The organism is Pseudomonas sp. MIS38, assembly GCF_019891575.1.
Classification (GTDB): Bacteria; Pseudomonadota; Gammaproteobacteria; order Pseudomonadales; family Pseudomonadaceae; genus Aquipseudomonas; species Aquipseudomonas putida_A.
In genome coordinates this window covers 72,817-98,937 of record NZ_JAFLXF010000024.1, presented here as the reverse complement: position 1 = coordinate 98,937, position 26,121 = coordinate 72,817, and the positions used below count along the sequence as shown (strand labels likewise).

General features: G+C 60.3%; 24 protein-coding genes. All 24 read right to left on the bottom strand.

The genetic code is table 11. The annotated features are described in order from the left end of the window. Positions 1–116: 116 nt before the first annotated feature. The 24 genes from J1G18_RS23435 to J1G18_RS23320 all read right to left on the bottom strand — a co-directional run bounded on the left by J1G18_RS23435 (position 117) and on the right by J1G18_RS23320 (position 26,071). Positions 117–1,592 carry a sigma-54 dependent transcriptional regulator gene (locus J1G18_RS23435; protein WP_003222863.1) on the bottom strand — a complete coding sequence of 492 codons (1,476 nt, stop codon included), beginning with the start codon at positions 1,590–1,592 and terminating at the stop codon, positions 117–119. 172 nt (positions 1,593–1,764) lie between these two features. Then, a complete protein-coding gene (fliT, locus tag J1G18_RS23430; protein WP_007966233.1) occupies positions 1,765–2,061 on the bottom strand; it encodes a flagellar protein FliT in 297 nt (98 codons plus the stop codon). An 11-nt stretch (positions 2,062–2,072) separates the two neighbouring features. Next, a complete protein-coding gene (fliS, locus tag J1G18_RS23425) occupies positions 2,073–2,471 on the bottom strand; it encodes a flagellar export chaperone FliS (RefSeq protein WP_027614233.1) in 399 nt (132 codons plus the stop codon). Between the two features lie 129 nt (positions 2,472–2,600). Beyond that, complete coding sequence (fliD, locus tag J1G18_RS23420) at positions 2,601–4,070, bottom strand: flagellar filament capping protein FliD (RefSeq protein ID WP_223008686.1); 1,470 nt, start codon at positions 4,068–4,070, stop codon at positions 2,601–2,603. An 83-nt stretch (positions 4,071–4,153) separates the two neighbouring features. Continuing rightward, complete coding sequence (locus J1G18_RS23415; protein WP_027614231.1) at positions 4,154–4,513, bottom strand: flagellar protein FlaG; 360 nt, start codon at positions 4,511–4,513, stop codon at positions 4,154–4,156. Positions 4,514–4,586: 73 nt separating this feature from the next. Continuing rightward, positions 4,587–5,438, bottom strand: a complete 852-nt coding sequence (locus J1G18_RS23410; RefSeq protein WP_007920059.1) for a flagellin domain-containing protein — start codon at positions 5,436–5,438, stop codon at positions 4,587–4,589. A gap of 237 nt (positions 5,439–5,675) precedes the next feature. After that, on the bottom strand, positions 5,676–5,948 hold the full coding sequence (locus J1G18_RS23405) for a hypothetical protein (protein ID WP_223008684.1): 273 nt from the start codon (positions 5,946–5,948) through the stop codon (positions 5,676–5,678). Then, complete coding sequence (locus tag J1G18_RS23400; protein WP_135295217.1) at positions 5,945–7,234, bottom strand: motility associated factor glycosyltransferase family protein; 1,290 nt, start codon at positions 7,232–7,234, stop codon at positions 5,945–5,947. Before J1G18_RS23400 ends, J1G18_RS23405 begins: the two co-directional genes overlap by 4 nt. Before the next feature lie 85 nt (positions 7,235–7,319). Then, the gene (locus tag J1G18_RS23395) at positions 7,320–8,246 is read right to left on the bottom strand and encodes a ketoacyl-ACP synthase III (RefSeq protein ID WP_096796272.1); all 927 of its coding nucleotides are present in this window, start codon (positions 8,244–8,246) and stop codon (positions 7,320–7,322) included. A 227-nt stretch (positions 8,247–8,473) separates the two neighbouring features. Beyond that, entirely contained in the window at positions 8,474–9,526 is a 1,053-nt protein-coding gene (gene pseI, locus J1G18_RS23390; RefSeq protein ID WP_223008681.1) for a pseudaminic acid synthase, read from the bottom strand. Further along, positions 9,519–11,024, bottom strand: a complete 1,506-nt coding sequence (pseG, locus tag J1G18_RS23385) for a UDP-2,4-diacetamido-2,4,6-trideoxy-beta-L-altropyranose hydrolase (RefSeq protein ID WP_223008679.1) — start codon at positions 11,022–11,024, stop codon at positions 9,519–9,521. Before pseG ends, pseI begins: the two co-directional genes overlap by 8 nt. Then, positions 11,021–11,716: a pseudaminic acid cytidylyltransferase gene (pseF, locus tag J1G18_RS23380; protein WP_098967827.1), complete on the bottom strand. Its 696-nt coding sequence runs from the start codon at positions 11,714–11,716 to the stop codon at positions 11,021–11,023. Before pseF ends, pseG begins: the two co-directional genes overlap by 4 nt. Beyond that, positions 11,713–12,333, bottom strand: coding sequence for a pseudaminic acid biosynthesis-associated methylase (locus J1G18_RS23375; RefSeq protein WP_098967825.1), 621 nt, complete (start codon positions 12,331–12,333; stop codon positions 11,713–11,715). Before J1G18_RS23375 ends, pseF begins: the two co-directional genes overlap by 4 nt. Positions 12,334–12,364: 31 nt before the next feature. Then, the gene (gene pseC / locus J1G18_RS23370; protein WP_098967823.1) at positions 12,365–13,522 is read right to left on the bottom strand and encodes a UDP-4-amino-4,6-dideoxy-N-acetyl-beta-L-altrosamine transaminase; all 1,158 of its coding nucleotides are present in this window, start codon (positions 13,520–13,522) and stop codon (positions 12,365–12,367) included. Beyond that, positions 13,519–14,520 (bottom strand): UDP-N-acetylglucosamine 4,6-dehydratase (inverting), encoded by a 1,002-nt coding sequence (gene pseB / locus J1G18_RS23365; protein ID WP_098967822.1) that lies wholly within the window; start codon positions 14,518–14,520, stop codon positions 13,519–13,521. The genes pseC and pseB overlap by 4 nt, the downstream gene beginning before the upstream one ends. Before the next feature lie 30 nt (positions 14,521–14,550). Beyond that, complete coding sequence (locus J1G18_RS23360) at positions 14,551–17,466, bottom strand: glycosyltransferase family 2 protein (RefSeq protein WP_098967820.1); 2,916 nt, start codon at positions 17,464–17,466, stop codon at positions 14,551–14,553. Positions 17,467–17,521: 55 nt separating this feature from the next. Beyond that, a complete protein-coding gene (locus J1G18_RS23355) occupies positions 17,522–18,259 on the bottom strand; it encodes a cephalosporin hydroxylase family protein (RefSeq protein WP_027614220.1) in 738 nt (245 codons plus the stop codon). A gap of 17 nt (positions 18,260–18,276) precedes the next feature. Then, the gene (locus tag J1G18_RS23350; RefSeq protein ID WP_097090152.1) at positions 18,277–19,347 is read right to left on the bottom strand and encodes a class I SAM-dependent methyltransferase; all 1,071 of its coding nucleotides are present in this window, start codon (positions 19,345–19,347) and stop codon (positions 18,277–18,279) included. Beyond that, entirely contained in the window at positions 19,344–20,195 is an 852-nt protein-coding gene (locus tag J1G18_RS23345) for an NAD-dependent epimerase/dehydratase family protein (RefSeq protein WP_223008677.1), read from the bottom strand. Before J1G18_RS23345 ends, J1G18_RS23350 begins: the two co-directional genes overlap by 4 nt. Further along, positions 20,192–21,418 carry a class I SAM-dependent methyltransferase gene (locus tag J1G18_RS23340; protein WP_223008675.1) on the bottom strand — a complete coding sequence of 409 codons (1,227 nt, stop codon included), beginning with the start codon at positions 21,416–21,418 and terminating at the stop codon, positions 20,192–20,194. The genes J1G18_RS23345 and J1G18_RS23340 overlap by 4 nt, the downstream gene beginning before the upstream one ends. Continuing rightward, positions 21,415–21,975 carry a dTDP-4-dehydrorhamnose 3,5-epimerase family protein gene (locus tag J1G18_RS23335; protein WP_223008673.1) on the bottom strand — a complete coding sequence of 187 codons (561 nt, stop codon included), beginning with the start codon at positions 21,973–21,975 and terminating at the stop codon, positions 21,415–21,417. The genes J1G18_RS23340 and J1G18_RS23335 overlap by 4 nt, the downstream gene beginning before the upstream one ends. After that, positions 21,972–23,054, bottom strand: a complete 1,083-nt coding sequence (gene rfbG, locus J1G18_RS23330; RefSeq protein ID WP_223008671.1) for a CDP-glucose 4,6-dehydratase — start codon at positions 23,052–23,054, stop codon at positions 21,972–21,974. Before rfbG ends, J1G18_RS23335 begins: the two co-directional genes overlap by 4 nt. Then, a complete protein-coding gene (rfbF, locus tag J1G18_RS23325) occupies positions 23,036–23,809 on the bottom strand; it encodes a glucose-1-phosphate cytidylyltransferase (protein ID WP_223008669.1) in 774 nt (257 codons plus the stop codon). Before rfbF ends, rfbG begins: the two co-directional genes overlap by 19 nt. A 255-nt stretch (positions 23,810–24,064) precedes the next feature. Next, a complete protein-coding gene (locus J1G18_RS23320; protein WP_223008667.1) occupies positions 24,065–26,071 on the bottom strand; it encodes a calcium-binding protein in 2,007 nt (668 codons plus the stop codon). Between the last annotated feature and the right edge of the window lie 50 nt (positions 26,072–26,121).

Genomic DNA, 26,121 nt, shown 5'->3' with positions numbered 1-26,121 from the left:
GGGCATTGTGTTCTCTCGCTTGGCTGACCGTCAGTTAAACGGAACGTTGCGAGGGATGTAGCAATACCCGTGCCTAAAAAAAACTGCTTATAAATGAAGGCGTTGAAAAACAGGCGTCAATCATCCGCCTGTTCGTCTCCTTCGCGCCGGCTCATGCCGTACTTGCGCATCTTCTCCACCAGCGTGGTGCGACGAATGCGCAGGCGTTCGGCGGCACGCGCGACGATGCCATTGGCGTCGTCCAGCGCCTGCTGGATCAGGCCCTGTTCCAGACCGCCGAGGTAGTCCTTGAGGTCCAGGCCTTCCGGCGGCAGCATCGCGTTGGCGGTGAAGTCCGGCGTATGACCGTTGATCGCCACGCGCTCTTCGAGATCGCTGCGCAGGCTGTCGACCATCTGCTCGTCTTCGTCGTCGACGTAGCGGAATTTCTTCGGCAACTCGACCACGCCGATCACCCCGTACGGATGCATGATCGCCATGCGCTCGACCAGGTTGGCCAGCTCACGGACGTTGCCCGGCCAGCCGTGACGGCACAGCGACATGATCGCCGCCGAGTTGAAACGGATCGAACCGCGCTTTTCGTGTTCCATGCGCGAGATCAGTTCGTTCATCAACAGCGGGATGTCTTCGACGCGCTCACGCAGCGGCGCCATCTCGATCGGGAACACGTTCAGGCGATAGTAGAGGTCTTCGCGGAAGGTGCCGATCTCGATCATGCTTTCGAGATTCTTGTGGGTCGCGGCAATGATGCGCACGTCGACGCTCTGGGTCTTGTTGCTGCCCACGCGCTCGAAGGTGCGCTCCTGCAGCACGCGCAGCAGCTTGACCTGCATCGGCAGCGGCATATCGCCGATTTCGTCGAGGAACAGCGTACCGCCGTTGGCCAGTTCGAAACGCCCGGCACGGCTGGTGATCGCACCGGTGAAGGCGCCCTTCTCGTGGCCAAACAGTTCGCTTTCCAGCAGCTCTGCCGGGATCGCCCCGCAGTTGACTGGCACAAATGGCGCGTCGCGACGCTTGGAGTGGTAATGCAGGTTGCGCGCAACCACTTCCTTGCCGGTGCCGGACTCGCCGAGGATCAGCACGCTGGCGTCAGTATCGGCCACTTGCTGCATCATCTGCCGGACATGCTGAATCGCCCGGCTGGTGCCGACGAGGCTGCGGAACAGGTTGGGCTCGCGATGACGGCCACGCTCGCGGGCCTGGTCGTACATCTCGCGATAGACCTGGGCACGGTGCAGGGAGTCGAGCAGTTTGCTGTAGCTGGGCGGCATTTCCAGGGTCGAAAGCACCCGGCGGCGCTGGTCTTCCGGCAGGTCGACGGAAGAATTATCGCCCATCAGCAAAACCGGAAGGAACTCATCCCACGTCGAGAGTGTCTTTAACAAGCCCAAAAGTGCACCCGGAGCATTTACCGTCCCGATCAGTACACAGATGACTTCACGACTCGATGACAAAGAGCCGACAGCCTGCTGCCAGTCATGGCTGCCGCAGGGTAAATTTTCTTCGCCGAGAAAATTTAAAATCACCGCCAGGTCGCGGCGGCGGACGCTATCGTCATCGATCAGCAGAATTTTGGTTTCACGCCACATGCAATAGCAACTTCCCTAGTCAACTCAATGCCCGAAAAATGGGGCAAGCGAGACGCTTGCAGGACACCTTGTGCCTGTAGACGCCTGAAATCTGAAAACAGCCACTAGTTAAGTCAAAAAACCGTGCACAGTCAAATTTATGGCGCACATGTCTGGATTAACTGGGGGTTAATTAACCAAACAGATGGTAAACCTTTGCCGCCTTTTGCGCTTGGGTGATCTGCGACATCTCGTTGGCTATCGCCTGGCGCTCACCCATGGCCGCCTCAAGTAGCTCCTTGTAGACATGGAGCAATTCCTCAAGGTTACTGCGCAAGGCCTCCTCATCCAGCGAGGCCTCGGCCATGACGTCTTCCATGCAGGAACGGCAAGCCAGATCCAGCTCGCCAATGGCTTCCCAGTTGCGTTCGGCCAGCGCACTGACCAGCGCTTCACGGGTATCGGCGATTCGCTGCAATACAAGACTCATGGTGCTCTCCTTTAAAACTGCGGAGCAGGCTCGGGGGCGATGGCATCCCAGCCTTCTTTTACCGTGCTCAGCAAGCCGGCGACCTCATCGAGAATGCGCGGATCGCTGTTGATGTTGGCCTCGGCGAGACGCTTCATCATGTAGATGTACAGCCCGTCCAGATCGGCCAGTTCATCGGCACACTTTTCCAGATCCAGACCTTCGCGCAGCCCGCTGACAATGCCAATGGCCTTGCTGATCGAGGTGCACTTGCCAGGAATATCCTTGCGCTCGATGGCACCCTTGGCCTGAGCGATGCGGGCCAACCCGCCTTCCATCAGCATTTGCACCAGACGGTGCGGGCTCGCCTCGGATGTCTGGGCGTGCGCGCCGACTTTCTGATATTGCCGAAGGGCTAACATTGGGTTCATGTTCTACCTCATTGCCACAATGACTCGTATAACCAGTGTATCGCCAACGAATCACAGAACTTTAGATCAAAAGACAAAAACCCGGCGCACGCCGATAAAGCGTAGCCGGGTTTTTGTCGTTCTTGCAGGTTACTTCGCGGACTGCTGAGCGTTCAGCGAGCTGAAGAACGACGTGATATTGCTCGCCGTCGCCTTCATCTGCCCTACCAGCAAGTCCATGGCGTTGTACTTGGCAGTCAACGTCTTGGTCAGGTTGGCAACTCGCAGATCCAGCGCCAGTTGCTGACTGGTCAGGTTCCGGGTGTTGTTGTTCAGGATGGACATGCGCTGATCAAGCAGGCCTACGGCAGTAGGGGCGCTACCGGCAGGCGCCTTCAGATACGGATCCACTGCCTTGTTCATGCGCGCCAGCAGACCGTTGGTGTCGTCGGTCCCGGTGAACATCTGCTGCACCTGGCCAGCCTTGCCGGGCTGAGCCATGGTTTTGGTGAACGCAGCAGTATCAAACGTCAGGTTGCCGGTGTTGCGGTCGGTCATAACACCGATCTCCGACAGATAGGACAAAGACCCCTTTGCACCAGCAGGAGCAGTCAACTGGCCACGGATGTCGGCGATCAGCGAACGCGGCAACGAGTCACCGGTAAACGCCGCCTGCACTGTCAGTTTGCCGTCTTCATCAGGCGTAGCCTTGGAAAGCGTGTCGATGGTGGTCTTCAGGGTGTTGTAGGCGTCAACAAACGCCTGAACCGACGCCTGCAGCCCCTTGGTGTTGGTATCGACGCTGACAACGGTCGGCGTGGCAACGCCACCAACTTCAGGACTGACAGTGGTCAGATTCAGGGTCAGGCCGCTGATTGCACCACTGACCGTATTGCTCTTGCTGGAAACCTGCAGGCCGTCGATGGTCACCTTGGCATCTTGTGCAAGGCCATTGACGTTGCCAGAGGCGCCTGCCGCCGGATTGGTACCCATCGGCTGAGTACCGTCGATCTCCAGACCGGCAATCCCGCTGACAGAGAGGTCGGTACCGGCGCCCGTCTTGTTCGAGCTGATCACCAGGCGCGAAGCACCACTGCTGTCGGTCACGATGTTGGCAGAAATACCATTTGAGCCCTGAGCCGTGTTGATTGCGTCACGGGTGCTCTGCAAGGTCGCATTGGCCGGGATCGTGACATTGTAATCAGTGCCATTCTGACTGATTTTCAGGGTACCACTCGGAATGGCACTGGCAGCACCGCCGGCGAAAGAAGCGCTGGCGACTTTCGAGCCAGTGGCCAATTGATTGACAACAACGTTGTAAGTCCCCGACACCGCGGTGTTATCGGAGGTGGCGCCGAGAATCGCTGTGTTGCTCGAGGTCGCCGTGAAGCCGGCAAATGCCGGGTTGGTCTTGCTGCCCAGGTTGGTCATCGCCGTCTGGTACGCGGTCAGCGCACTCTTCAACGTGCCGACACCGGAAATCTTCAGGGTATTGGTTTTGGTCGCGGAATCGATCTGCGTCTGCTTCGGCGACTTGTCGGCGTTGACCAGCGCGGTCACGATCGCGCCGATGTCCAGGCCGGAACCCAGTCCGGAACCCGGTAGAATTGGACTTGCCATGTGCATCTCCCTTCAGATTGTTGCCAGACTTTTGACCCATCCAGGCGTCATTCAAGAAAGACAAACACTATTCATGCCAGCTATCAGACTTTGGCGTCGAACAACACATGGCTTGCGTTGGCGAGGCTGTCTGCGAGCTTGAGTGCTTCTGCGGAGGGGATCTGGCGTACGACCTCACCCGTCTCGCTTGCGATCACCTTGACGATGACCTTGCCAGAGTGCTCGTCGATCGAGAACTCCAGGTTACGCTTGATCGATTGAACGAACTTCTCGATCTCTTGCACGGCCAGTTTCAACTTGGCGTCATCCGTTTGCTGACTTTTCCTGTCAGCGACCGGAGCGTCGGCCGGTGCAACTTTTGGCGTCTCCGACGGCTTATCAGCAACAGGCGTCGCTGGCTTGGGAGCCGGATAAGACACGTTAAGCTTTACGCTCATGTCCATGCTCATCACCTCCTAACGTAAAAAAGCGAGAGAGCGCGACCAGCGCACCCTCCCGCCCAAACTCATTCCGAAATTACTGAAGCAGCTTCAGTACAGCGGAAGGCAGTTGGTTGGCTTGAGCCAGAACAGAGGTCGAAGCCTGTTGCAGGGTTTGCTGCTTGGTCAGGTTAGCAGTCTCTGCGGCGAAGTCGGTATCTTGTACGCGACCTTGTGCAGCAGTGGTGTTCTCGGTGATGTTCTGCAAGTTCTGGATGGTGCTGGTCAGACGGTTTTGCGAAGCACCCAGGCTGGCACGAGTTGCACCGATTGCAGCGATAGCGGCGTCGATTGCGGTGATCGCGTTGTCGATGTTCTGCGAAGCGCCAGTTACGGTAGCACCGGTCAGGGACAGAGTACCGCTACCAACCGACAGGCTGACGGCGTCGAACTTGGAGCTCAGTACCAGGTCGATGTGGTTAGCCGAACCAGTGTTTGCGCCAACTTGCAGGGTCACAGTACCAGCCGAACCGTCCAGCAGGTTTTTGCCGTTCAGGTTGGTCGAAGCCGAGATACGGGTGATTTCGTCAGACATCTGAGCGAATTCAGCGTTGGTAGCGGTCTGGTCAGCAGTGCCGTTGGTGCCGTTACGTGCTTTAACAGCCAGTTCACGCATACGCTGCAGAATGTCGGTAGTCGCTTGCAGAGCGCCTTCAGCGGTCTGAGCAACGGAGATACCGTCGTTGGCGTTCTGGATGGCTTGGGTGTTACCACGGATCTGCGAAGACATACGGTTCGAGATCTGCAGGCCAGCAGCGTCGTCTTTAGCGCTGTTGATTTTCAGGCCGGAAGACAGGCGCTGCATCGAAGTCGACAGAGCGTCGGAAGCGCGGTTCAGGTTCTTTTGAACGTTCAGCGACGTGGTGTTGGTGTTTACTGTTAAAGCCATGACGAATTCCTCGTTGGTTGGGTACTGCGGCTTCCGGCCCTGGCAACCGCCTGGAATGGCCTAGAGAACCTTCGTAATAGTTATCGTCGGGTTGGCAAGTTGCTTGAGGGCTTTTTGAAAAAAATTTGCCATCACCCTGCCACCCCCGAGAAAACAAGGGCTTAGCGCCCTCCCACCTGCGAAAAAATGACGCCATAAAACCGACCCGCACGCAAAGCCGCGGGCCAGCGCGGTCGGTCAGTTTGCCGATCGTGCTTTTTGCAACACTTCGATCAACTCGTACTCCATCCAGTCAGCCAACCCCAGCCAGTCCTGACGCTCCTGACAATCGAGCATGTGCGTGAGCACAAAGGACCAGTCCTGCTGAATCGGCGCAGACGCAGTTATCAGCAACTGCTGCGCGCCCTCGAACACCTCGACCATATCCAGCGCCGCCTCGACATCACGTCCTAGACGAAACAGCCCGGCGCAGTGGCGGCACTCGTCGACGCACTGCTCAATCGTTGTCATTGCACAAACTCCTGATTGAACTGCGTCCCGGCGATCAGTGCGCCCGCGCGACTGCTGTTGAAAAACTGCACCTGCGGATGCGCGGCGATATAGCGCTCCAGCACACACAGATAGCCGCGAAAGTTCAGTTGGGTGCTGACCCGCTGGCCATGGCCGTCCTGCACCCAATGCCGCGCCTGATCGACCCCTGGCCCCAGATCACCGTCATTCCAGCCAGCATGGGTCTTGTTCATCGGGAAGGCGAAGTCAGCGCCAAACAGGGTAATGCGCGACGCGCCCATCTTCACCGCCAGATCCACCGCCGGATGAATCACGCTGCCACCGACATGCAGTTGTCCGCGCGGATATTGCTCACGCAACGCGGCGTACACCGGGCTGGCCGAGTAACCGCCATAGCGCTTGCCTTTCCAGGCGGTCAGCACCGCAGGATCGCTCATAGGCAGATACACCAGCGGGATGCCGGCGGAGTCCTCGAACGGCAAATGCCGGAAGCTGATGCGCTGATCGATGGTGACCACCAGATCCGGGACGATGCCGTGTTCGCGCAGTGGCCGGTAAGCGGTATCGACGCACATCAACAATGGACGTTCAGCCTGCGCATGCACCGCCGCCAGACGCTGGAAATGCCCTTCCAGCGTCGGCCCGGTGCCGATCACATAGATTTCCCGGCCACTGGCCGTGCCGAACAACTGCGCCACATCATCATCGCCCAGCAACACCGGCAAACAGTCCTGCAGACGCTGCTGAATGAACGGCAAGTTTGGATCGAACTCGCGATTGTTGAAATTCAGGTGCACTTCGCTGACCAGCCGATCGCGGATCTTCGCGTTGAAATCATCAGCCAGCAGCATCTCGGCCGGCAGGGCGAAAAACGGTGTGCAGATGTCTGACAGATCACCGGCATAGAACAGCTGCACACGCGGATCTTCCAGCCACGGGCGCTGATCGAGCAGTTGCAGCACCAGCGCGAACACCGCGCCATTGAGGATATGCACGTACAACCGCTCAAGGCCAGCGCGCTCCAGCAGCACCGTTGGCAAATCGCCGAGGCCAGTGCCGTAGACATGCAACTGCGATTTTTCCGCCAGGCTGGCAGCCTGGATGCGGGCTTCGTGGACGCGGTCGTGGCGACTGGTCAGTTGAATGCCATTGACACTGAGCGTCGAGCCCAAGCCCTGCACCAGTTCGGCTTGAACGACTGAGGTGTCTTCCGCCATCAGCCGCTCGAACAACGCCGGCCAGCGTTGCTGGATGACCTGGGCGTTGGGTTGGAAAAACTCGCTCATGCCGCCTAGCGCTCCATTCAGGCAAAAAAATAGCGCTCAAGGGTAACCTTGAACGCTATTTTTGTATCCGCCGTTTTTGACCGACTCAAGGACGATAGATGATCGCCGAGCCCCACGACAGACCGACACCGAAACCGCTCAGGGCAATGCGCTGCCAGTCGGAATCGAGTACGTGTTTTTCCAGCAGCAGCGGAATGCTCGACGACACGGTGTTGCCGGTCTCGACCATGTCCTTGATGAACTTCTCCGGCTCGCCTTCGAAACGTCGGGCCACGGCATCGACAATCGCCGCACTGCCCTGGTGAATGCAGAAGGCGTCGATGTCGTCAGCCTTGAGGCCGGAGTCGTCGAGCAATTCGTGCAAGTGCGCCGGGACTTTGAGCAGCGCGAAGTTGAACACCTGACGGCCGTTCATGAAGAACACGCCATCGGTGACTTTCAGGTGCGGTGCGCCGGAACCGTCGGTGCCGAACTTGGCCTTGCCCAGCGCCCATGAAGGATCTTCGCCCATCCAGGTCGCGGTGGCGGCATCGCCGAAGAGCATGGTGGTGTTGCGGTCTTCCGGGTCGACGATTTTCGAATACGGGTCAGCGGTGATCAGCAGGCCGTTCTTCAGACCGGCGGCTTCCATGAAGCCCTTGATCGCGTAGATGCCGTAGACGTAACCGGAGCAGCCCAGGGAAATATCGAATGCCGCGACATTAGTCGGCAGACCGAGTTTGTCCTGGACGATGGCAGCGGTGTGCGGCAGACCTTCTTCGTCACCGTTCTGGGTGACGACGATCAGCGCGTCGATCGATTCACGCTTCAGTTCAGGGTTGCTGGCAAACAGCGCATTGGCCGCTTCCACGCACAGATCGGAGGTTTCCTGTTCAGCGTCTTTGCGCGGCAGGAAGGCCGAACCGATTTTGCCGAGGATGAATTCTTCATCCTTCTCGAATTTTGCACCTTGTGCGTAATTGTCCACGCCGGCTACAGGAACGTAGCTCGCAATGCTTTTTATGCCAATCATTACGGCTTCCCAATAAAAAACAGCCCAAAACCACCGCTCGCAAGGATTCGAGGGGCGCCGACAAACAGAAAACGGCCGCCACAACGGGCAGCCACGGGGAGCGCAAAGGGCTATCACTGGAACCGATTACACGGCCAGGCGCCATCTCCCCGGTCAATACAATACAGTGAAGATGCGCGTTATGACTCGCAGGTCACGCTATTTTGCCGAATCGGTTGCAGATCGGGTTATTCGACCAACGACCAGTCCAGCGGCGTGCCACGTTTGATCGCCTGACGAGCGCGGCGACCGAGGACGGCCTCGGTGTGCTTGGGCGGCAGACCGAGACCTGGGCGAATGGCGCGCAGATTGTCCCCGGAAAAGGCTTCACCGGCCGCCATGTCAGCAGTGACGTACAGCGAACGGCGATAGACCAGCGACTTGCGCTCGGCCTCAGTGACGCCGTAATGCACTTGGCCCATGGCCTGCCAGGCGCGTTCGGTTTCGACCACCAGGCTGGCCAGTTCCGCCGGCTCCAGCGAAAAACTGGCGTCGACCCCGCCCGCCGAACGGTCGAGGGTGAAGTGTTTCTCCACTACCGTCGCCCCGAGCGCCACAGCGGCCACGGATACGCCAACGCCCATGGAGTGATCGGAAAGACCCACCTCGCAACCGAACAGTTCACGCAGATGCGGGATCGTGCGCACATTGCTGTTGAGCGGGGTCGCGGGGTAAGTGCTGGTGCATTTGAGCAGCACCAGATCCTTGCACCCTGCCTCGCGGGCGGCGCGCACGGTTTCGTCGAGCTCGGCGATACTGGCCATGCCGGTGGAGATGATCAGCGGTTTGCCGGTCGCGGCCACACGGCGGATCAACGGCAGGTCGGTGTTTTCGAAACTGGCGATCTTGTACGCCGGCACATCGAGGCTTTCGAGAAAGTCCACCGCCGTGTCATCGAACGGCGTCGAGAACGCGAGCATGCCCAACGCTTTGGCCCGGGCAAAAATCGGCGCGTGCCACTCCCATGGGGTATGAGCTTTCTCATACAGGTCGAACAGCGAAGTGCCGGCCCACAGGCTGTTCGGGTCCTTGATGAAAAACTCGCCCTCGGCCAGATCCAGGGTCATGGTCTGCGCGGTGTAAGTCTGCAACTTCAAGGCGTGCGCGCCAGCCTTGGCGGCGGCTTCGACAATCTGCAGGGCCACCTCAAGCGACTGGTTATGGTTGCCGCTCATCTCGGCAATGATGAACGGCGGCGCATCGGCACCGATCAGACGCTCGCCAATCTTGAAACTACTCATCGCGGTGATCCTTCAAAACCTTGGTGAACGCGCAGGCACTCTGGGTGAATCCGGCGTCACGAAACACATTCAAAGAGGGGCGATTGCCCGGCAGCACCTGAGCGGTGACAACGGTCATCTGCGGCCAGTGCTCGCGGACGAACGCCTCGCCTCGCGCCAGCAGCGCCCTGCCCCAGCCGAGACCGAGCCGTCCTTCCAGCAGATACAGCGACACTTCGGCTTCAAAGCCGCGCAGGTCATAACGCAAGACGCCGACCGCGCCGTCATCGGCCTGCGCAATCAACAGCAGACGCTGCGGATTGCGCAGGCTCGCATTCAGCCAGCTCAGGTGCTGCGGCCATTCGATTGCAGCCGTGTCCAGTGACCAGCGCCGCACAGCCTCGGCATTGCGCCCGTCGAACAGCAACTGCGCATCATCGAGGGTCGCCGGGCGCAGTTTGAGCACCGCACCGGCCAGCGCCGCCGCCACGCGTAATGCACCGCGCCCATCGACCAGTTGCCGCGAACGCTCGGCCAGGCTCTGGCGCAGATAAAAATTGTCGACGACAAAACCGATGGCGTCGCGCAGTTGTTCGACGCTGACCTGCTCGCGGGCGCCCATGAACACATGCGCCCCCGCCGCCGCCATGACTTCGCCGTTGGCCTGCTGATTGTTCGATACCGCGATGCAGAGGGTCGGCAGGCCGAGGGCTGCACGCTCCCAACTGGTGCCGCCGCCGGCGCCGATAAACAGATCGGCTTCGGTCATGCGTTGTTGGAAATCGCTGACGAAACTGTGCAGGCGCCAATGCGGCCGTGTTGCGGCCAGTGCCTGCATTTGCGCCCACGCAGGATTGTCTGCACCGGCGACGAAATCCACTTCCAGCTCTGCGAAGTCCTGCAGCGCCAGCATCGCGTGATGGGTCTGCATCGCCGCATCGAAACCACCGAAATTCACCAGCACCCGGTGCGCCTTGGGCTTGATCGCAATGGCCGGACAGACGAACTCCTCGCGCAGCATGGCGTAGCGCGGACCGAGCAAGGTGCGGCAGTCTTCGGGCAGCAGCGGCGCATAGTTTGCGCAGAGACCGGACAGGTTCTGATTGAGCAGCAGATCAACGCTGTAACGGCGGGTGGCGAGATCGTCCACCGCCGCAATCCGTGGCGCCCAACGACGGACAGCGGTTTGCCAATGATGATCGAGGCCGTAGTGGTCGGCGATGATCCAGTCGAATGCGGCGTGACCTGCCAGCAAGGCATCCAGCGCCTCAACGTCCGCCTGCCACGGCAGCATCGATTCAATGTCTTGCTGCGGGTCTTCGTCGGGGTAGGCGTCCGGCAAGGCGAAGGTCTCGAAACCTTCGGCAGCCAAGGCATCAAGCCGATGCCCCGGTAACCGGCGGCAGGCAAAGGCGACATGACTGCCTTGCTTGCGCAGCACTCGCGCCAGCGTCAGACAACGGGCGATGTGGCCACTGCCGATGGTCGGCGAAGCGTCGGCTCGGATCAGCACTCTCATTGCAGCTCTCCGCCGGCCTTGAGCGCGGCGTAGAGGTATTCGGCGCGTTTCCAGTCTTGCGGCGTATCGATGTCCTGCACCAGATGCCGCGGCAGAAGCACCGGTAGGCTGGCGCTTGAATACAACACGTCACCGCGCAGCCACGCCTCGCGACGGCCCCAGTAAAACTGGCCGGCGTCCTGAAAAGCTTCAGGCAGATCCTGCGAGCGGGTGTTGCGAAATTCCGGGTACAACGCGGTCAATGCGCCCTGCCCGTCCAGCGTCAGCGCCCGCTGCACCGGGAAACCAAAGCTGCACACGGAGAACGCAAAGGCTTTGTCCGGGTGCTGCTGCAACAGCTCAAATCCTTGCCGCAGGAAGCGCGCCTGCAACAACGGCGCCGTAGCGTACACGCAGCAGGCGTAATCGAAGGCTGGCAGTTGCTGCAAGGCATGCACGATCACCGCAGCGGTGCCGGTGAAATCATCCGCCAGTTCAGCCGGGCGCAGGAACGGCACTTGCGCACCGTGGGCCAGCGCCAACTCAGCAATTTCCGCGTCATCGGTACTGACCACGACCTGTTCGAACAGGTCACTGTCGAGCGCCGTATGGATCGAGCGGACAATCATCGGCACGCCATCGAACGGCAACAGATTCTTGCGCGGGATGCGCTTGCTGCCGCCACGGGCCGGGATGATTGCGACGCTGTTCAAGGACGTTTTTCCAGCAGAAACCAAGTGATGTCATCCACCGGGAATTGTGGGTCACGGTGATAACCAAAGCCGTAATCGAGCAAGTGCAGATCGGCATAACGATCGAGCATTTCCCCGGCGAAATCGCGCTTGAACAGCTTGCCGCTGTTGCCGCGATAGGACACTTCCACCGGTGCCGGATTGTAGTATTCGGCGATCAGGATGTAGCGCTGGCTTAACGCATACAACTGCGCATAGGCGGTCGGCAGCAGCTCCGGCGCCAGATGGATCAGCACGCCTTTGCTCAGGGTCAGGTCGTAGCTGCGCTCGCGGGGAAAATCGAACAGCGAGCCGTGCCAGATCTGCGCGATGCCCAGTGTCCGCGCCTGGGCACAGGCGCTTTCATTGATCTCGACGCCGAACAATTCACTGTGCGGCAGCAGCTGACGCAGCGCCTGCAAGTTGTTGCCGGCATTGGTGCCCAGCTCAACCACACTGTCGATGCGCCCGGCGCGGCTCAGGGCCTTGGCGAACAACGCCAGGTTGGCCGCGACCAACGGCTGACCGACGTTGCGATCGACGTACTGGTTGCCGAAATCGCCCTGCCAGAATTTTTCCTGCTCACTCAGATCACGCATTGCACAGTCTCATTCGCCGCCGCAGCGGGGTTTATTCGGTCAGCCGGCGCAATTGCTCAACCACATGATCCTGCTGCTCATCACTGAGCAACGGATACAGCGGCAGGCTGATCGCCTCGGCGTAATAACGCTCGGCTTCGGGGAAGTCGCCTTCGGCAAAACCCAGGTCGCGATAGTACGGCTGCAAATGCACAGGAATATAGTGCAGGTTCACGCCGATGCCGGCGGCACGCAAGCCTTCGAACACCTGACGGTGGGTCAGGCCGATGCGTTCGGTCTGCAAGCGCACCACGTACAGGTGCCACGCCGATTCCGCCTCCGGCTGCGCGCTGGGCAAGCTCAGTGGCAGGTAGGCCAGCAACCGGTCGTAACGCGCCGCCAGTTCGCGGCGACGGGCGATGAAGCTGTCCAGTTTGGCCAGTTGCGACAGACCCAGCGCCGCCTGCAACTCGGTGATCCGGTAATTGAAGCCCAGCTCGATCTGCTGGTAATACCACGGGCCGTGGCTGGGTTCGCTCATCTGCTGCGGATCGCGGGTCATGCCGTGGCTGCGCAGGCGTTGCAGACGCTCGGCCAGTTGCGGGCGATTGGTCAGGACCATGCCACCTTCGGCGCTGGTGATGATCTTCACCGGGTGGAAACTGAACACGGTCATCGCCGCAAATTCCCCGCAACCCACCGGGCGCCCGGCGTAGCTGGCGCCCACCGCGTGCGAGGCGTCTTCGATCACGGTGAAGTTGTAGCGCTCGGCCAGTTCGGCAATCTTGCGCAGGTCGCAGCTCTGCCCGGAGAACGCCACCGCCACCAACACTTTCGGCAGCGTGCCGTCCTGCTCGGCCTGATCGAGCTTCGCGGCGAGGGCGAAGGCATCGAGGTTCCAGGTCAGCGGATCGATGTCGACGAAATCCACGTCGGCGCCGCAATAGCGCCCGCAGTTGGCTGAGGCCAGAAAAGTGTTCGGCGTGGTCCACAAGCGATCACCCGGGCCAAGGCCGGCCGCGAGGCAAGCGATGTGCAGCGCCGCGGTGGCGTTGCACACCGCTACCGCGAAATCCGCCTGGCATCGTTCGGCCACCGCCTGCTCGAAACGCTCGATAGTCGGCCCTTGAGTCAGCCAGTCCGATTGCAGCACCTCGACCACTGCATCGATGTCCGCCTGATCAACGCTCTGCCGACCGTAGGGAATCATGCCGACAACTTCGCGTGCAGCTCGGCGATCTGCCCGACCGAGAGGTAGTGCGGATTGGTGTCGGAGCGGTATTCGAAATCTTCACTCACCGGCCGCCCACGTTCGCCGAGCTTGTCGATGGAGAAATCGACATCGACGCTGGTAAAGCGGATGGAAGGCTGGATGGTGTAATGGTCTGCGAACTCCAGGGTCATCCGCGCATCGTCCAGCGGCACCATCAGTTCATGCAGTTTTTCCCCGGGACGAATACCGACGTTCTTGTGCGGCAGATGCTCGGCCATGCCCCGCGCCAGATCGACGATGCGAATCGACGGAATCTTCGGCACGAACACTTCGCCGCCGTGCATCCGCGCAAAGCTGTCGAGGACAAACTGCACGCCATGATCCAGAGTGATCCAGAATCGGGTCATGCGCTCGTCGGTGATCGGCAGCTCCTGCGCACCGTCGGCAATCAACTTGCTGAAGAACGGCACCACCGACCCCCGCGAGCCCGCCACGTTGCCGTAGCGCACCACGGCAAAACGCGTTTGTTGTTCGCCGGCTATGTTGTTGGCGGCGACGAACAGTTTGTCCGACAGCAGCTTGGTCGCACCGTACAGGTTGATCGGGCTGGCCGCTTTGTCGGTGGACAGCGCGACGACTTTCTTCACGCCATTGTCGATGGCGGCGGCGATGATGTTCTCCGCACCATTGACGTTGGTGCGGATGCACTCGGTCGGGTTGTACTCCGCCGCCGGCACCTGCTTGAGCGCCGCCGCGTGCACCACGTAGTCGATGCCGCGCATGGCCTGCCGCAGACGGTCGGCGTCGCGTACGTCACCGAGAAAGTAACGCATGCACGGCGCGTTGAACGTCTGCTGCATTTCGTATTGCTTGAGTTCATCGCGGGAGAACACCACCACGCGCTTGGGCTGGTATTGCTCAAGCAGACGGGCGATGAATTTGCGCCCGAACGAGCCGGTGCCGCCAGAGATGAAGATCGATTTACCGTTGAACATGTGCTGATTCCTGTTGCTTGTCCGACGAACTCAAGCGAGTAACTGCGACCAGTTGACCGGCGTGCTTTCACCCAAGGTAAAACCTTTGCCGATGAGGGATAGATTGGCGTTATAGGCACTGTCCTGCGCAAAGGCGCCGCCCCACTTCTCACGCAATGCAGCCAGGGCTGATGGCGCTTGCGGCAAGAGGCCCGGATGCACAACCTGCACCAGCGGCGTCCACACAATGAGGTAACCCGCATCACCGGCCTTGAGGCACAGATCGACATCGCTCAAGCCGTCGGCGAACGTCACTTCGTCCAGACCACCCAGTGCATTGAACAGTTCTTTGCGGATCATCAGGCACACCTTCGACACCGCCGAATAGTTTTGCTCGACCGCCAGGCGCTGCATGTAACCTTCAGCGGCGTGTTTTTCACCGATAAAAGGCGAGCCAACGCCATCGTTCAGACCAACAATCAAACCGGCATGGGCGATCTTGCCGTCACGATCAACGAGTTTTGCACCGACGATAGCCACTTCCGGACGCTGCGCGTGATTGAGCAACGAGTCGATCCAGTTCGGATTGACGATTTCGCTGTCAGCGGCCAACAGCACCAGATACTCACCCTGCGCCTGCTCGCTGGCGGCGTTGTACAACGCCGTCTCGCCGAGCGGCTGATCGGCACGCAGCACATTGACTTTAGGGTTACGCAGCGTGCCCAGCCAGTCATTGACCTCGGCCGACTGATTCGGATTCGCTGCAATCAGCACTTCATAGCGGCTGTAACGGGTTCTGAGCAACACGCCTTCCAGGCAGCGACGCAGTGCCGGCAGGTCATCGATGGCCGGCACAATGATCGACACCAGCGGCTGTTCGGCGTGACGGTAATCAATCTGATAGGTACCGGGCGTCGCCGAGGTGACCCTGGCCTTGTATCCGCGATTGGTCAGGTGACGCAGCAGCGCCTGACGTTCGTGGGCATTCTCTTCCAGCACCGAGGCCTGGGTGATCAGCAGTGGCTCGTCGAGGTGCGCCAGGCCGCCAATGCCGCCCTGTTCGATGATGCGCAGCAACAGATCCAGCTCCAGTGCCTTGCTGAAGTCCGCTTGATAACCACCGGCTTCGAGCAACACTTCGCGGCGAATCAACCAGTGACGCGCCATCAGCGCTGGAATGCTTTGCAGCAGGTCCAGATTGAAGCCCGGGCGGAAGACGTCGACCAGCGCACCGTTTTCCTTGCGCTGGATTTCATCGGTGGCCACGGCACGCACACCTGTGGCGGACATCAGTTCCAGACTGGCCCGCAACAAGCCGCCAGCGGTGAACTCGTCGCCCGCTTGCGCCAGCAGCAGCCAGTCGCACGGTGACTGTTGGGCGCTCTGATTCAACTTGTCGACATAGTTGCTCTGGGTGACGCGCACGAAGTGCAGGGTGTTTTGCGCGGTGGTCGCTACCGGCGGTTCGCCCGTGGTGAACACCACAATCTTGAACGCTTTGCAGTGCCCCTCGAGCAGACTGTCGAGCGAGACCTGCACCTTGTCGATCTGGTCATCCAGATCCAGCAGGAAAATGCCGAACTGCGGGCCACCGTCATGGGCCGACAGCTGTCGAGTGATCGACTCGACCTGTTGCGCCGACGGCTCACGCGCGGCCAGCCACTGCAGCAGGCGACCGGACTTCATTTTTTCAAAGACTGCCTGATTATCTTCAACCGTCAGCGCTTCAAGCCGAGCGATCCATTCGTGCACCGACTGGGCGGCTTCGTCTTCACCCATGTCATTCAGATGCGCGGCAAGGCGTTTGACGACGGTCCGGTTGAAAGCATTGAGGTCATGCGCCTGCCACAAACGGTCCACCACACTTTCCGGGGTATCGTTGTTGCGTGCCTGCAGCAAGTGCGCCTGACGCGTCCATATGCCTTCAAGTCCTTCCAGTTGCATACGGCCGGCGGGCATGGCGTGCAGCATGAATTCGAACTGCTCCAGACGATCAAAGAACGGCTGGTTGTAAAACGGCATCTCGACGTACTGCAACGGGCCGAAACGACGATCTGGATGCCTGAGGTTCTGGTTCCAAGTGGATTCGAAAATCAGTTCTGCAGTCAGTGCGCGCCCAGTCTTCAAGCTGTCGGCCATGGCCTCGAAACTCTGCAGGACAAACGCCTTGAGCTGTCCGGCGTCGAGCTCTTGAATGGCGGTTGGCAGAGAGGCGAGAAACTCGGCAAAGGCCTCTCGCTCGGCGACCGATTTGCCGTCGGCGTAGGTCAGCGAGTGATACACATCGGTATTGTGCTCGGAGACACCGTAGTTGATCTCACGCACCACATAAGGCATCGGCAGGATCCGCGCCTTGGCACTGGCCAGCAGGTAATAGACGTGACCGATTTCCTGCCATTGGAAATTGGTACCCGGTGGCAACGCCGAATGCCAGTTTTTCATCAGGTCAGTACGGGTCACCGCGTAGAACGGCGGAATGTACTGGCTCATGTAATCGATGACACGATCCTGCGCCCGCTCGGACGAATAGTCTTCCTGGACTTTCTTGTCACGACGGTAGTAGTTCACGCCATGGGCCAGAGACAGGTACATCAGGCAATAGCCGTGGCACATGCCGTAGTCCTGATTCGCCTGCAGGAAGTTCACGGACTCGGCCAGCGAATCGTGCAGGATGAAGTCATCGTCAGCCGCCAGCACCATATACGGCGTGGTCAGCTGCTCCACACCATAAGCCAGTTTGGCCTGCATGCCCCAGTAGGCGAACTGCGGTACATGGTGATAATCGACGGCAGAAAAATCCCCTTCAGGCCGCTCGACCGTCGAGTCGAGCACCATGATCCGGCAGGGCAAGCTGCTGTAATACTTCACCGCCCGACGCAGGAACGCCGGCCGATTGTGAGTAATCAGCACCACGGTCAACAGCTCGTTGAGCGGTAGCGCCAGTTCAGAACTGTACTTGCCTTGCATAACTTCTCTCCACAACCGGCGACTCGCCGAGATAACGCTTTGGTGATGGTGCGAATTAACGAACGCGACGCAGATAGCCGTCCGGCGCCACGGTGATGAGCAGCTTGTTCTGCAACTGCTGGTCGATCTCGAAGTCCTGGTTCTCTTCCAGGTACTTCCACACCGCGGTTTTCGGATTGTCGCCCGGGCCCCATGGACGATCCGGGAAGAAATCGGCCGGCATGTCTTCGACCACGGTGTCCATCACCACGCAGTAGCTGTCGACCGAGACCAGCGGCGCATACAGGCGCAGCTCTTCGAGCACGTGGTCGTGGGTGTGGTTGGAGTCGAGCACCAGAATGACCTTCTTGCCTTTGGCCGCAGCCTGCACCTGAGCGGCGATGGCCGGGTCGATGCTCGAACCTTCGATCATCTTGATGCGCTTGGCCATCGGGTGGCTTTCGATCGCTTCACGGTTGTGCGGGCGGATGTCGAGGTCGATGCCCAGCACTTCACCGTGACCTTGCAGTTCCAGCAATGAGGCGTAGTAGATGATCGAACCGCCGTGGGCGATGCCGCACTCGATGACCAGATCCGGCTTGACCTGCCAGATGATCTCCTGCATCGCCATCATGTCCTGCGGCAGCTGGATGATCGGGCGGCCCATCCACGAGAAGTGGTAGCTGTATTTGTGCTTGGCCGATTCGTTGAAGAAATCACGGGCCAGGCCAGTGAGTTTCTGGTCGTCACCCTGCTGGGCGATCTGCTCGCGGCATTCGGCTTCGAAGGCTTGGTTGATGCTGTTGTCGGTCATGTTCAAAGTCTCAATGGTCACTGGAACGAAGCGCTATCGACGGCGTGATAGACGTAGCGTCCACCGGTCATCCGCTTGATTTCTTCGAGGTAATTGGAGTTCATCACAAACAGGTGGGCGCCTTCGGGCAGCGCATCCATCGCCTCTTGCGGCGAGGACACTCGCGCGCCGCTCAGCGGCAGATAACGCCCCTGTTTGGCCGGGTTGATATCCACCACACGATCCACCGCGACACCCGCGCGTTGCAGGAACAGCGAATAGATCACGCCTTTGGACGATGCGCCCCAGATCGCCGAACCCTGCTCGGGTGCGGACTGAATGATCTGCACCGCGCGCTCAAGGCTGGCGGTGAAACCGTCCGGTAGCGTCAGGCGTGGCACCGGTTGCTCCGGGGTCAGGCGCAACGTCGACAGATCGGCGACGATGTACAGGTACTGGCCACCGAACAGATGACCGGCCTCGTGCACGGTGCCGAACATCCGGCGCAGGTCATCGAGGCGGAAATAATTGACGTGCTCGTAGAACAGGTCGAACCAGGCCTTGTGCTCGAGGATCCAGTCGAAGCACGGCACCTCGATGTAAATCTGCCCGCCCTGGTTGGCTTCGGCGATCACCGCCAGAAAGCTCACCGGGTCTTCGATGTGTTCCAGCACATGGCGCAGGACAATGGCGTCAGCTGCCAGGCCAAGACCACGGGTGAACGGCGCCTTGATCACGTCGGCGTTTTCGCCTTCGTAGGCCGGGTCGATCCCGGTGATCGAATAACCGAGGCCCTTGAGCAACTCAAGGAAGTAACCCTTGCCGCAGCCGACTTCGATCAGCTCCTGGCCCTTGAAGTGTTTGGCGATGATGCCTTCGACGTCGCTCAGGTGCTTCTGGAACTGGCCCGAATGGGCCTGCTCGTTCTGATAGTCAGCGTCATAGCTGAGCTTGTCGGCATCGAACGCGGCGTTGAAGATCAGGCCGCTGCGCTCGTCCTGCACCAGCAGCATGTCGGCGCTGGCCGAAGCCTTTGCCGACTCCGGGTCGGCGAAGGTGCGGTTCTGCAACACCGGCAGGTCGGTGACCCGATACAACTCGTGCCTCATTGCGGCTCTCCCAGTAGCTGTTGCAAACGCTCGGTCACGGCCCAGAACGCCATCGGTTCATGGGTCGGATAAGGGTAATGGCCGAGGTTCAGATTCAGTGCCGCACCGCGCTCGCGCAGCCGTTGTTCAACCAGTGCGCGCACCGATACCGGTTGGCCACTGGCGCAATTGATCACGCCGTTGAAATCGCGCTGATGGACGATCGTGGCGAGGTAATCGGCGGCGCTGGCGATCGGCAAAAAGTCGCGCAGTTGCTCGCCGCCAGACATGTTGAACGACGCCTCCCCGGCATCGATCGCCCGGTCCAGCGCTGCCAGCAGACTGTTGGGGTTCTGCCCTTCGCCATGCAGATAGAACAGACGCGCCCACTGCAAGGTGAACGGTTTTTCCTGCTGCAGATTTTGCAAAAACAGCTGCAGCGTGTGTTTGGCCAGACCGTAAGGATTGCTCGGCTGCGGCTCGACACTTTCGTCGAGCGGGCCGCTTTGCATGCCGTACTCGAAGCAGGTGCCGGTCACCAATACTTGCGCCACACCCGCCTCGACCGCGCCTTTGATAAAGCGGTAGTCGGCCATCAGGTTGTGCTCGAAATGAAACAGCGCCCGATAGTTCGGCAACCCCGGCCAGGCCAGGTGCGCGAGGACGTCGATACCGTCGGTGAGCGCCGCAATGTCCAGATCCGCCGCGTGAATATCCGCCGCAACGAATTCGACGTCGCTGATCCACGGCATGCTCGCCGCAGTCTCGATATTACGCGCCACCGCACGTACCGCGCAGCCACGGGCGAGCAACGCCGCGACCAGATGCCGGCCGACGAAGCCCGTGGCCCCGGTGACCAGGACGTTCACAGGACTTTCATCTCAGGCACGGCGATTACGAAGCGCCCGTCCCACTGGCGCACCTGCGCCAGTTGCTGACTGACTTCGTGCAACAGGTTCCACGGCAGCACCAGCACGTAGTCCGGTTTTTCGATGTCGATCTGCGCCGGCGCGACAATCGGGATCCGACTGCCCGGCAAAAACTTGCCCTGCTTGTGCGGGTTGGCATCGGCCACCCACGCCAGCAGATCCGGTTTGACCCCGGCGTAGTTGAGCAAGGTGTTGCCCTTGGCCGCCGCGCCGTAACCGACCACCCGCTTGCCGTCGGCCTTGGCCTGCAACAGAAAGCGCAGCAGTTCATGCTTGATGCGTTCGGCAGCCGGCGCGAGGGTCGCGTAGTACTCAGGGGTTTTCACCCCGGCATCCAGCTCGGCCTGCAACTGTTGCTGCACCGCCGGCTGCACAGCACGACGCTCTCCGTCCTGGCGCTGCACGAACACCCGCAGCGAACCGCCGTGAGTGCTCAACTGACTGACGTCGAACACTTCCAGACCATTGCGCTCGCACAAGGTCTGCACGGCGGTCAGCGACAGGTAGGAATAGTGCTCGTGGTACAGCGTGTCGAACTGCGCGCCAGCCATCAGCGTCAGCAGTTGCGGAAATTCGAAAGTGGCGACGCCGGTCGGCTTGAGCAGCGTGGCGAAACCACCAAGGAAATCATTGATGTCCGGCACATGCGCGAGCACGTTGTTGGCGGCCATCAGGTCGGCGCCCCAGCCTTCGCTGTGGAGCTGCGCAGCGCTGTCGCGACCGAAGAACACTTCACGAATCTGCAGACCCTTTTCCCGCGCCGCTTGCGCGGTGCTGCGGGTCGGCTCGACACCCAGACACGGAATGCCGCGAGCAGCGACGTACTGCAGCAGGTAACCGTCGTTGGCGGCGATTTCGACCACACGACTGTCGGCGCTCAGAGCAAAGCGCTCGACCATCTCGGCGACATAACGCTCGGCGTGGGCCAGCCAGGTGCTGGAGAACGAACTGAAATAGGCATACTCGGCGTCGAACAGGCTGTCGGCGCGGGTGTAGTCCTCGGTCTGCACCAGCCAGCACTGCTGGCACACGGCGACCTTGAGCGGCACCCACTGTTCGGCCTGCTCCAGGCGCTCGGCATGCACGTAGGCGTTGGACGGTGGCGAGGTGCCGAGGTCAATCAGCGGCAGGCTCAGCGGTGCGGCGCACCCACGGCAGTTCATAGACGCACTCCGGCAAAGTGTTGATCGAGCGCAGGATGGCTGGAATCACGCGCTGACAAATTATTGACAGGCAACGGCCAGGCGATCGCCAGCCGTGGATCGTTCACCGACAAGCCGCCCTCATGCTCCGGCGCGTAATCGGCGCTGTGCAGATAAAGCAGTTCGGCGTCATCGGTCAGGGTCTGGAAACCGTGGGCGAACCCGGCCGGAATCAACAGGCTGCGACCGTCGCCAGCCTTGAGGTGCTCGGCGTGCCAGTGCAGAAAGGTCTCGGAGTCAGGACGCAGATCCACCGCCACGTCCCACACTTCACCGCGCAGGCAGGTGATCAGCTTGGCTTCCGGCGCATTGGCATTCTGGTAATGCAGACCGCGCACGCTGCCCTTTTCACGGGTGCAGGAATGGTTGATCTGGCGGATGTGAAATTCGCTGCCGAACGCGCTCAGGCTGCCTTCGCAAAACAGCCGGGCGAAATGCCCGCGCTGATCTTCGAAGCGTCTGTGCTGGACGCTGAACAGCCCGGCCAGCGGCAACGGTTTCAAGGAAAACTCGCTCACAGCGCGCCTCGGTACAGGTTCAGTTGGCCGAGAGTGACGTTGCGCATGTCATCGCCGTTCTGCCACGCCAGATGCCAGTCGAGGGTCTGGGTCAGGCATTGCTGCAAGGTCCAGCGTGGCTGCCAGCCCAACACCTGACGGGCGCGACTGCTGTCCAGACGCAACAGACCAGCCTCGTGCAGTTCGCTTTTTTCGATGCGCAGACCGCGTGCCTGTGGCCAGCGACTGGCGAGCAGTTCGACCACTTCGCCGACGCTGCACATGTCCGCCTCGCCCGGACCGAAGTTCCACGCCCCGGCGTATTCCGGGCCTTGTTCGTAGAGGCCGGCAGCCAGTTGCAGGTAACCAGCCAGCGGTTCCAGCGCGTGCTGCCACGGGCGCACCGCTTGCGGATAACGCAGGGTCACCGGCTCGTCGGCAGTCCAGGCTTTGAGCACATCGGGAATCAGACGCTCCGGGGCGAAGTCACCGCCACCCAGGACGTTGCCGGCGCGCGCGGTGGCCAGGGCCAGACTGTGTTCGGCATACTTGTCAGCCGGGAAAAACGACGCGGCGTAAGACTGCGCCAACAGTTCGCAGCAAGCCTTGCTGCTGCTGTAGGGATCGTGGCCACCGAGGGCTTCGTCTTCGCGGTACGGCCACAGCCATTCCTTGTTGGCGTAAACCTTGTCGGTGGTCACCAGCACGCAGGCGCGCACGCAACCGACCTGACGGATCGCTTCGAGCAGGTTCAGCGTGCCCATGACGTTGCTGGAGTAAGTGCCCAGCGGATCGCGATAGCCTTCACGCACCAGCGGCTGCGCAGCCAGATGCAGGACGATCTCCGGCTCGGTGTCGGCGATGATCTCCAGCAACGCGCCGAGATCACGCAGATCGCCACGTTGATCGTTGATCCCTTCGTGAACCCGCGCCAGTTCATACAGGCTCGGTTCGGTCGACGGATCCAGCGAAAAACCGCTGACTTGCGCACCGAGGCTTTGCAGCCACAGGGTCAGCCAGCTGCCTTTGAAACCGGTGTGGCCGGTAATCAGTACGCGTTTGCCGCGCCAGAAATCCGCACTCAGGCCCATTGCTTCCATGGGGCCTCCCCGCTCTGCCACAGCGCTTCGAGGTGGTTCTTGTCGCGCAGGGTGTCCATCGGATGCCAGAAGCCTTCGTGTTCGAAGGCGTTCAACTGTTCTTCCTCTGCCAGACGCGCCAGCGGCTCGGCTTCCCAGGTGGTTTCATCGCCAGCGATGTAGGACAGGACTTTGGGCGACAGCACGAAAAAGCCACCGTTGATCCAGCCACCGTCGCCACGCGGTTTTTCGGTGAAACCGAGCACCTGATCGCCCTGGCGCTCAAGGGCACCGTAACGTCCCGGCGGCTGCACCGCGGTGACGGTGGCCAGGCGACCGTGGGCTTTGTGGTAATCGACGAGTTGAGCAATGTTGATGTCGGAAACGCCGTCGCCGTAGGTGAAGCAGAACGCCTCTTCATCCTTGAGGTAACGGCCGGCACGCAGCAGACGGCCACCGGTCATGGTTTCCTCGCCGGTGTCGATCAGGGTGACGCTCCACGGCTCGCTGTAGTTCTGGTGCACGTCCATGCGGTTATTGCGCATGTCGAACGTGACGTCGGAGGTGTGCAGGAAGTAGTTGGCGAAGAAGTCTTTGATCGCATAGCCCTTGTAGCCAAGGCAAATCACGAAGTCGTGGATCCCGTGAGCGGAATACTGCTTCATGATGTGCCAGAGAATTGGCTTGCCGCCGATCTCGATCATGGGCTTGGGCTTGAGGTGCGACTCTTCACTGATGCGCGTGCCGAGGCCACCCGCCAAAATAACTGCCTTCATCGTCTCCCCTCTCGTTCGTCACCGGGCTGCGCATGGCTTTGTTGAGCGATGCGGGCCGTCTGGCTAACCCTTTTGCCGCCTGCGGCGCCGCTGCGATGACCGCGAGCGCTCGTTTTATGGCGATTTGAGGGGGACTTGCAGGAAACGCGCCAGCTCCGCGAGCGCTGCGTCGGGTGCGCCGTAAGGCATGAAAAAAGGGATGAATCCAGCAGCGGATTCATCCCTTTCATTGCGGTGCATCAACAGATCGAGTGATCAGCCGAACATGGCGAACCCATCAACCGTCGCCGGCAGGTCGTAGACCTGGCCGTCGGCAGTCTGCAGGTGCTCGATGTTGTTGAACCCGGCGTACCATCCCGCCAGTTTCACGCCGTTGTCCGGCACACCGCTGCTGCCGTCGTTGGCGCTGTGCAGGTAGGCGTCATCGCCGATGCGGGTGACGTTCAACTGGCTGGCGTTGGTGATGGTGTTGAGGATCAGGGTGTCGTTGAGATCCCAGCCCTCGTCCTGAATCGATACCAGCCCGGTGCTGTTCACGATGTAGATATCGTCACCCATACCGCCCAGTGCGGTGCCGCCAGTACCGGACTGCCCCGGAAGATTGAGATTCAGCACGTCGTTGCCGCTGCCACCTGACAACAGATAACTGTTGCCGGTGCCGGTGAGCACGTCATGACCGTCATCACCAAGGGCACTGCCGTTGTGGACCGTGATGGTGTCATTGCCTCCGTCGCCGTGGGCCACTGTACCCAGGTCATTCACAGCGCTGACGATGACGTCATCACCCGAACCGCCAGACAGTGTGTCCGCCTGCGCGACATCACCGTCGAGACCGGACTTCAGTCCGCCGTAAAGGTGATCGTTGCCATCGTTGCCATTGATCACATCGTCGCCGTTGCCACCTTCCAGGATCGCGTCCTCGCGGCCGGCATCCATCACATCGTTGAAACGACTGCCTTGCAGACCTTCGACGTCGTAATACATATCCCCTTCGGCCGTACCGTTCTGGCCAATCCTCCACAGGTTGACCACCACACCCGTATCGCTGTCGTCATAGCTGACGATATCCGTTCCCGCGCCGCCGACGAACACATCCCGTCCGGCGCCACCGTAGAACAGGTCATCGCCGCTGCCGCCGAAGATGTAGTTGTCGGAATCATTGCCATAACCGGTGAAATCGGCTGTACCGGTGTAGGTCATTTTCTCGATGAACGGGTCCATCTTCATGACCGACAGGCTGGTGTACAGCTCGTCAAACCCCATGCCTGAGTCTGTCTCGACGATGGTCACACCCTCGCTGTTGATCGTATAGACGTCACTGCCCCAGCCACCTTCGAAGGTCACGCCGCCCGAGTTAGCAGTGAAGTGATCGTCCAGGTTAGTCCCGACAACCTTTTCCACATTGATCAAGGTGTCGCCCTCGGCGTAGCCGCCAGAACCGAAGCCCTCGCCATCACGAAACTCGATGCTGACCGCATCGTTGGAACGGCTGTAATCGACGGCGTCAAAGCCATCGGCACCGTCCATGACCATTGGGCTTGCGCCGGCGAAGATCACATCGTTGAAATTCGAACCCCGCACGGCCTCGATGCTCGAGTAGGTATCGCCGAATGCAATGCCGGTGGCGCCCCACATGCTCGAGAGCTCGATACTGACGCCTTCAAGGCTGTCGGTATAGCTGACTGTGTCGAAGCCCTCGCCGCCAATGAACTGATCGCCACCGTCGCCACCCCACAGCACGTCATTGCCTGCACCGGCGACAATCACGTTCGCCTCGGCATTGCCGTAGCCCTTGAAGTCGCCGGTGCCGGTGAAGATCATTTTGTCCAGGAACGGATCCATCCTCTGGGTGTTGACGCTGGTGCGCAGCTCGTCGTAACCGCCGCGTTCCGCTTCGACGATGGTCACACCTTCGCTACCGACGATGTACACGTCATCGCCGTTATCACCTTCCAGCGTGATACCGCTGACCGAACTGACCAAGGTGTCATTGTCAAAGCTGCCGATGACTTTTTCGATGCCGACCAGGGTATCGACGGAGCCGTCCGCCTTGGTGACAGTGGCCAGCCCCTCTCGGAAATCGACGCTGACGCCGTTCGGCATCATCTGATAACTCACTGAATCGAACCCCTCCCCGCCATCCAGCAGATCGGACCCCGTGGTACCCCAGATCTGATCATCCGACTCCAGTCCGTAGAGTTCGTCATTGCCTTCATTGCCGCCCATGACATCGGCTTCACTCGTTCCATAAATCACTGACATTTGCTTCTTCCTTGCTTGGTTGAAACCAGGTTGGTCCTTCAGCTGCCAAG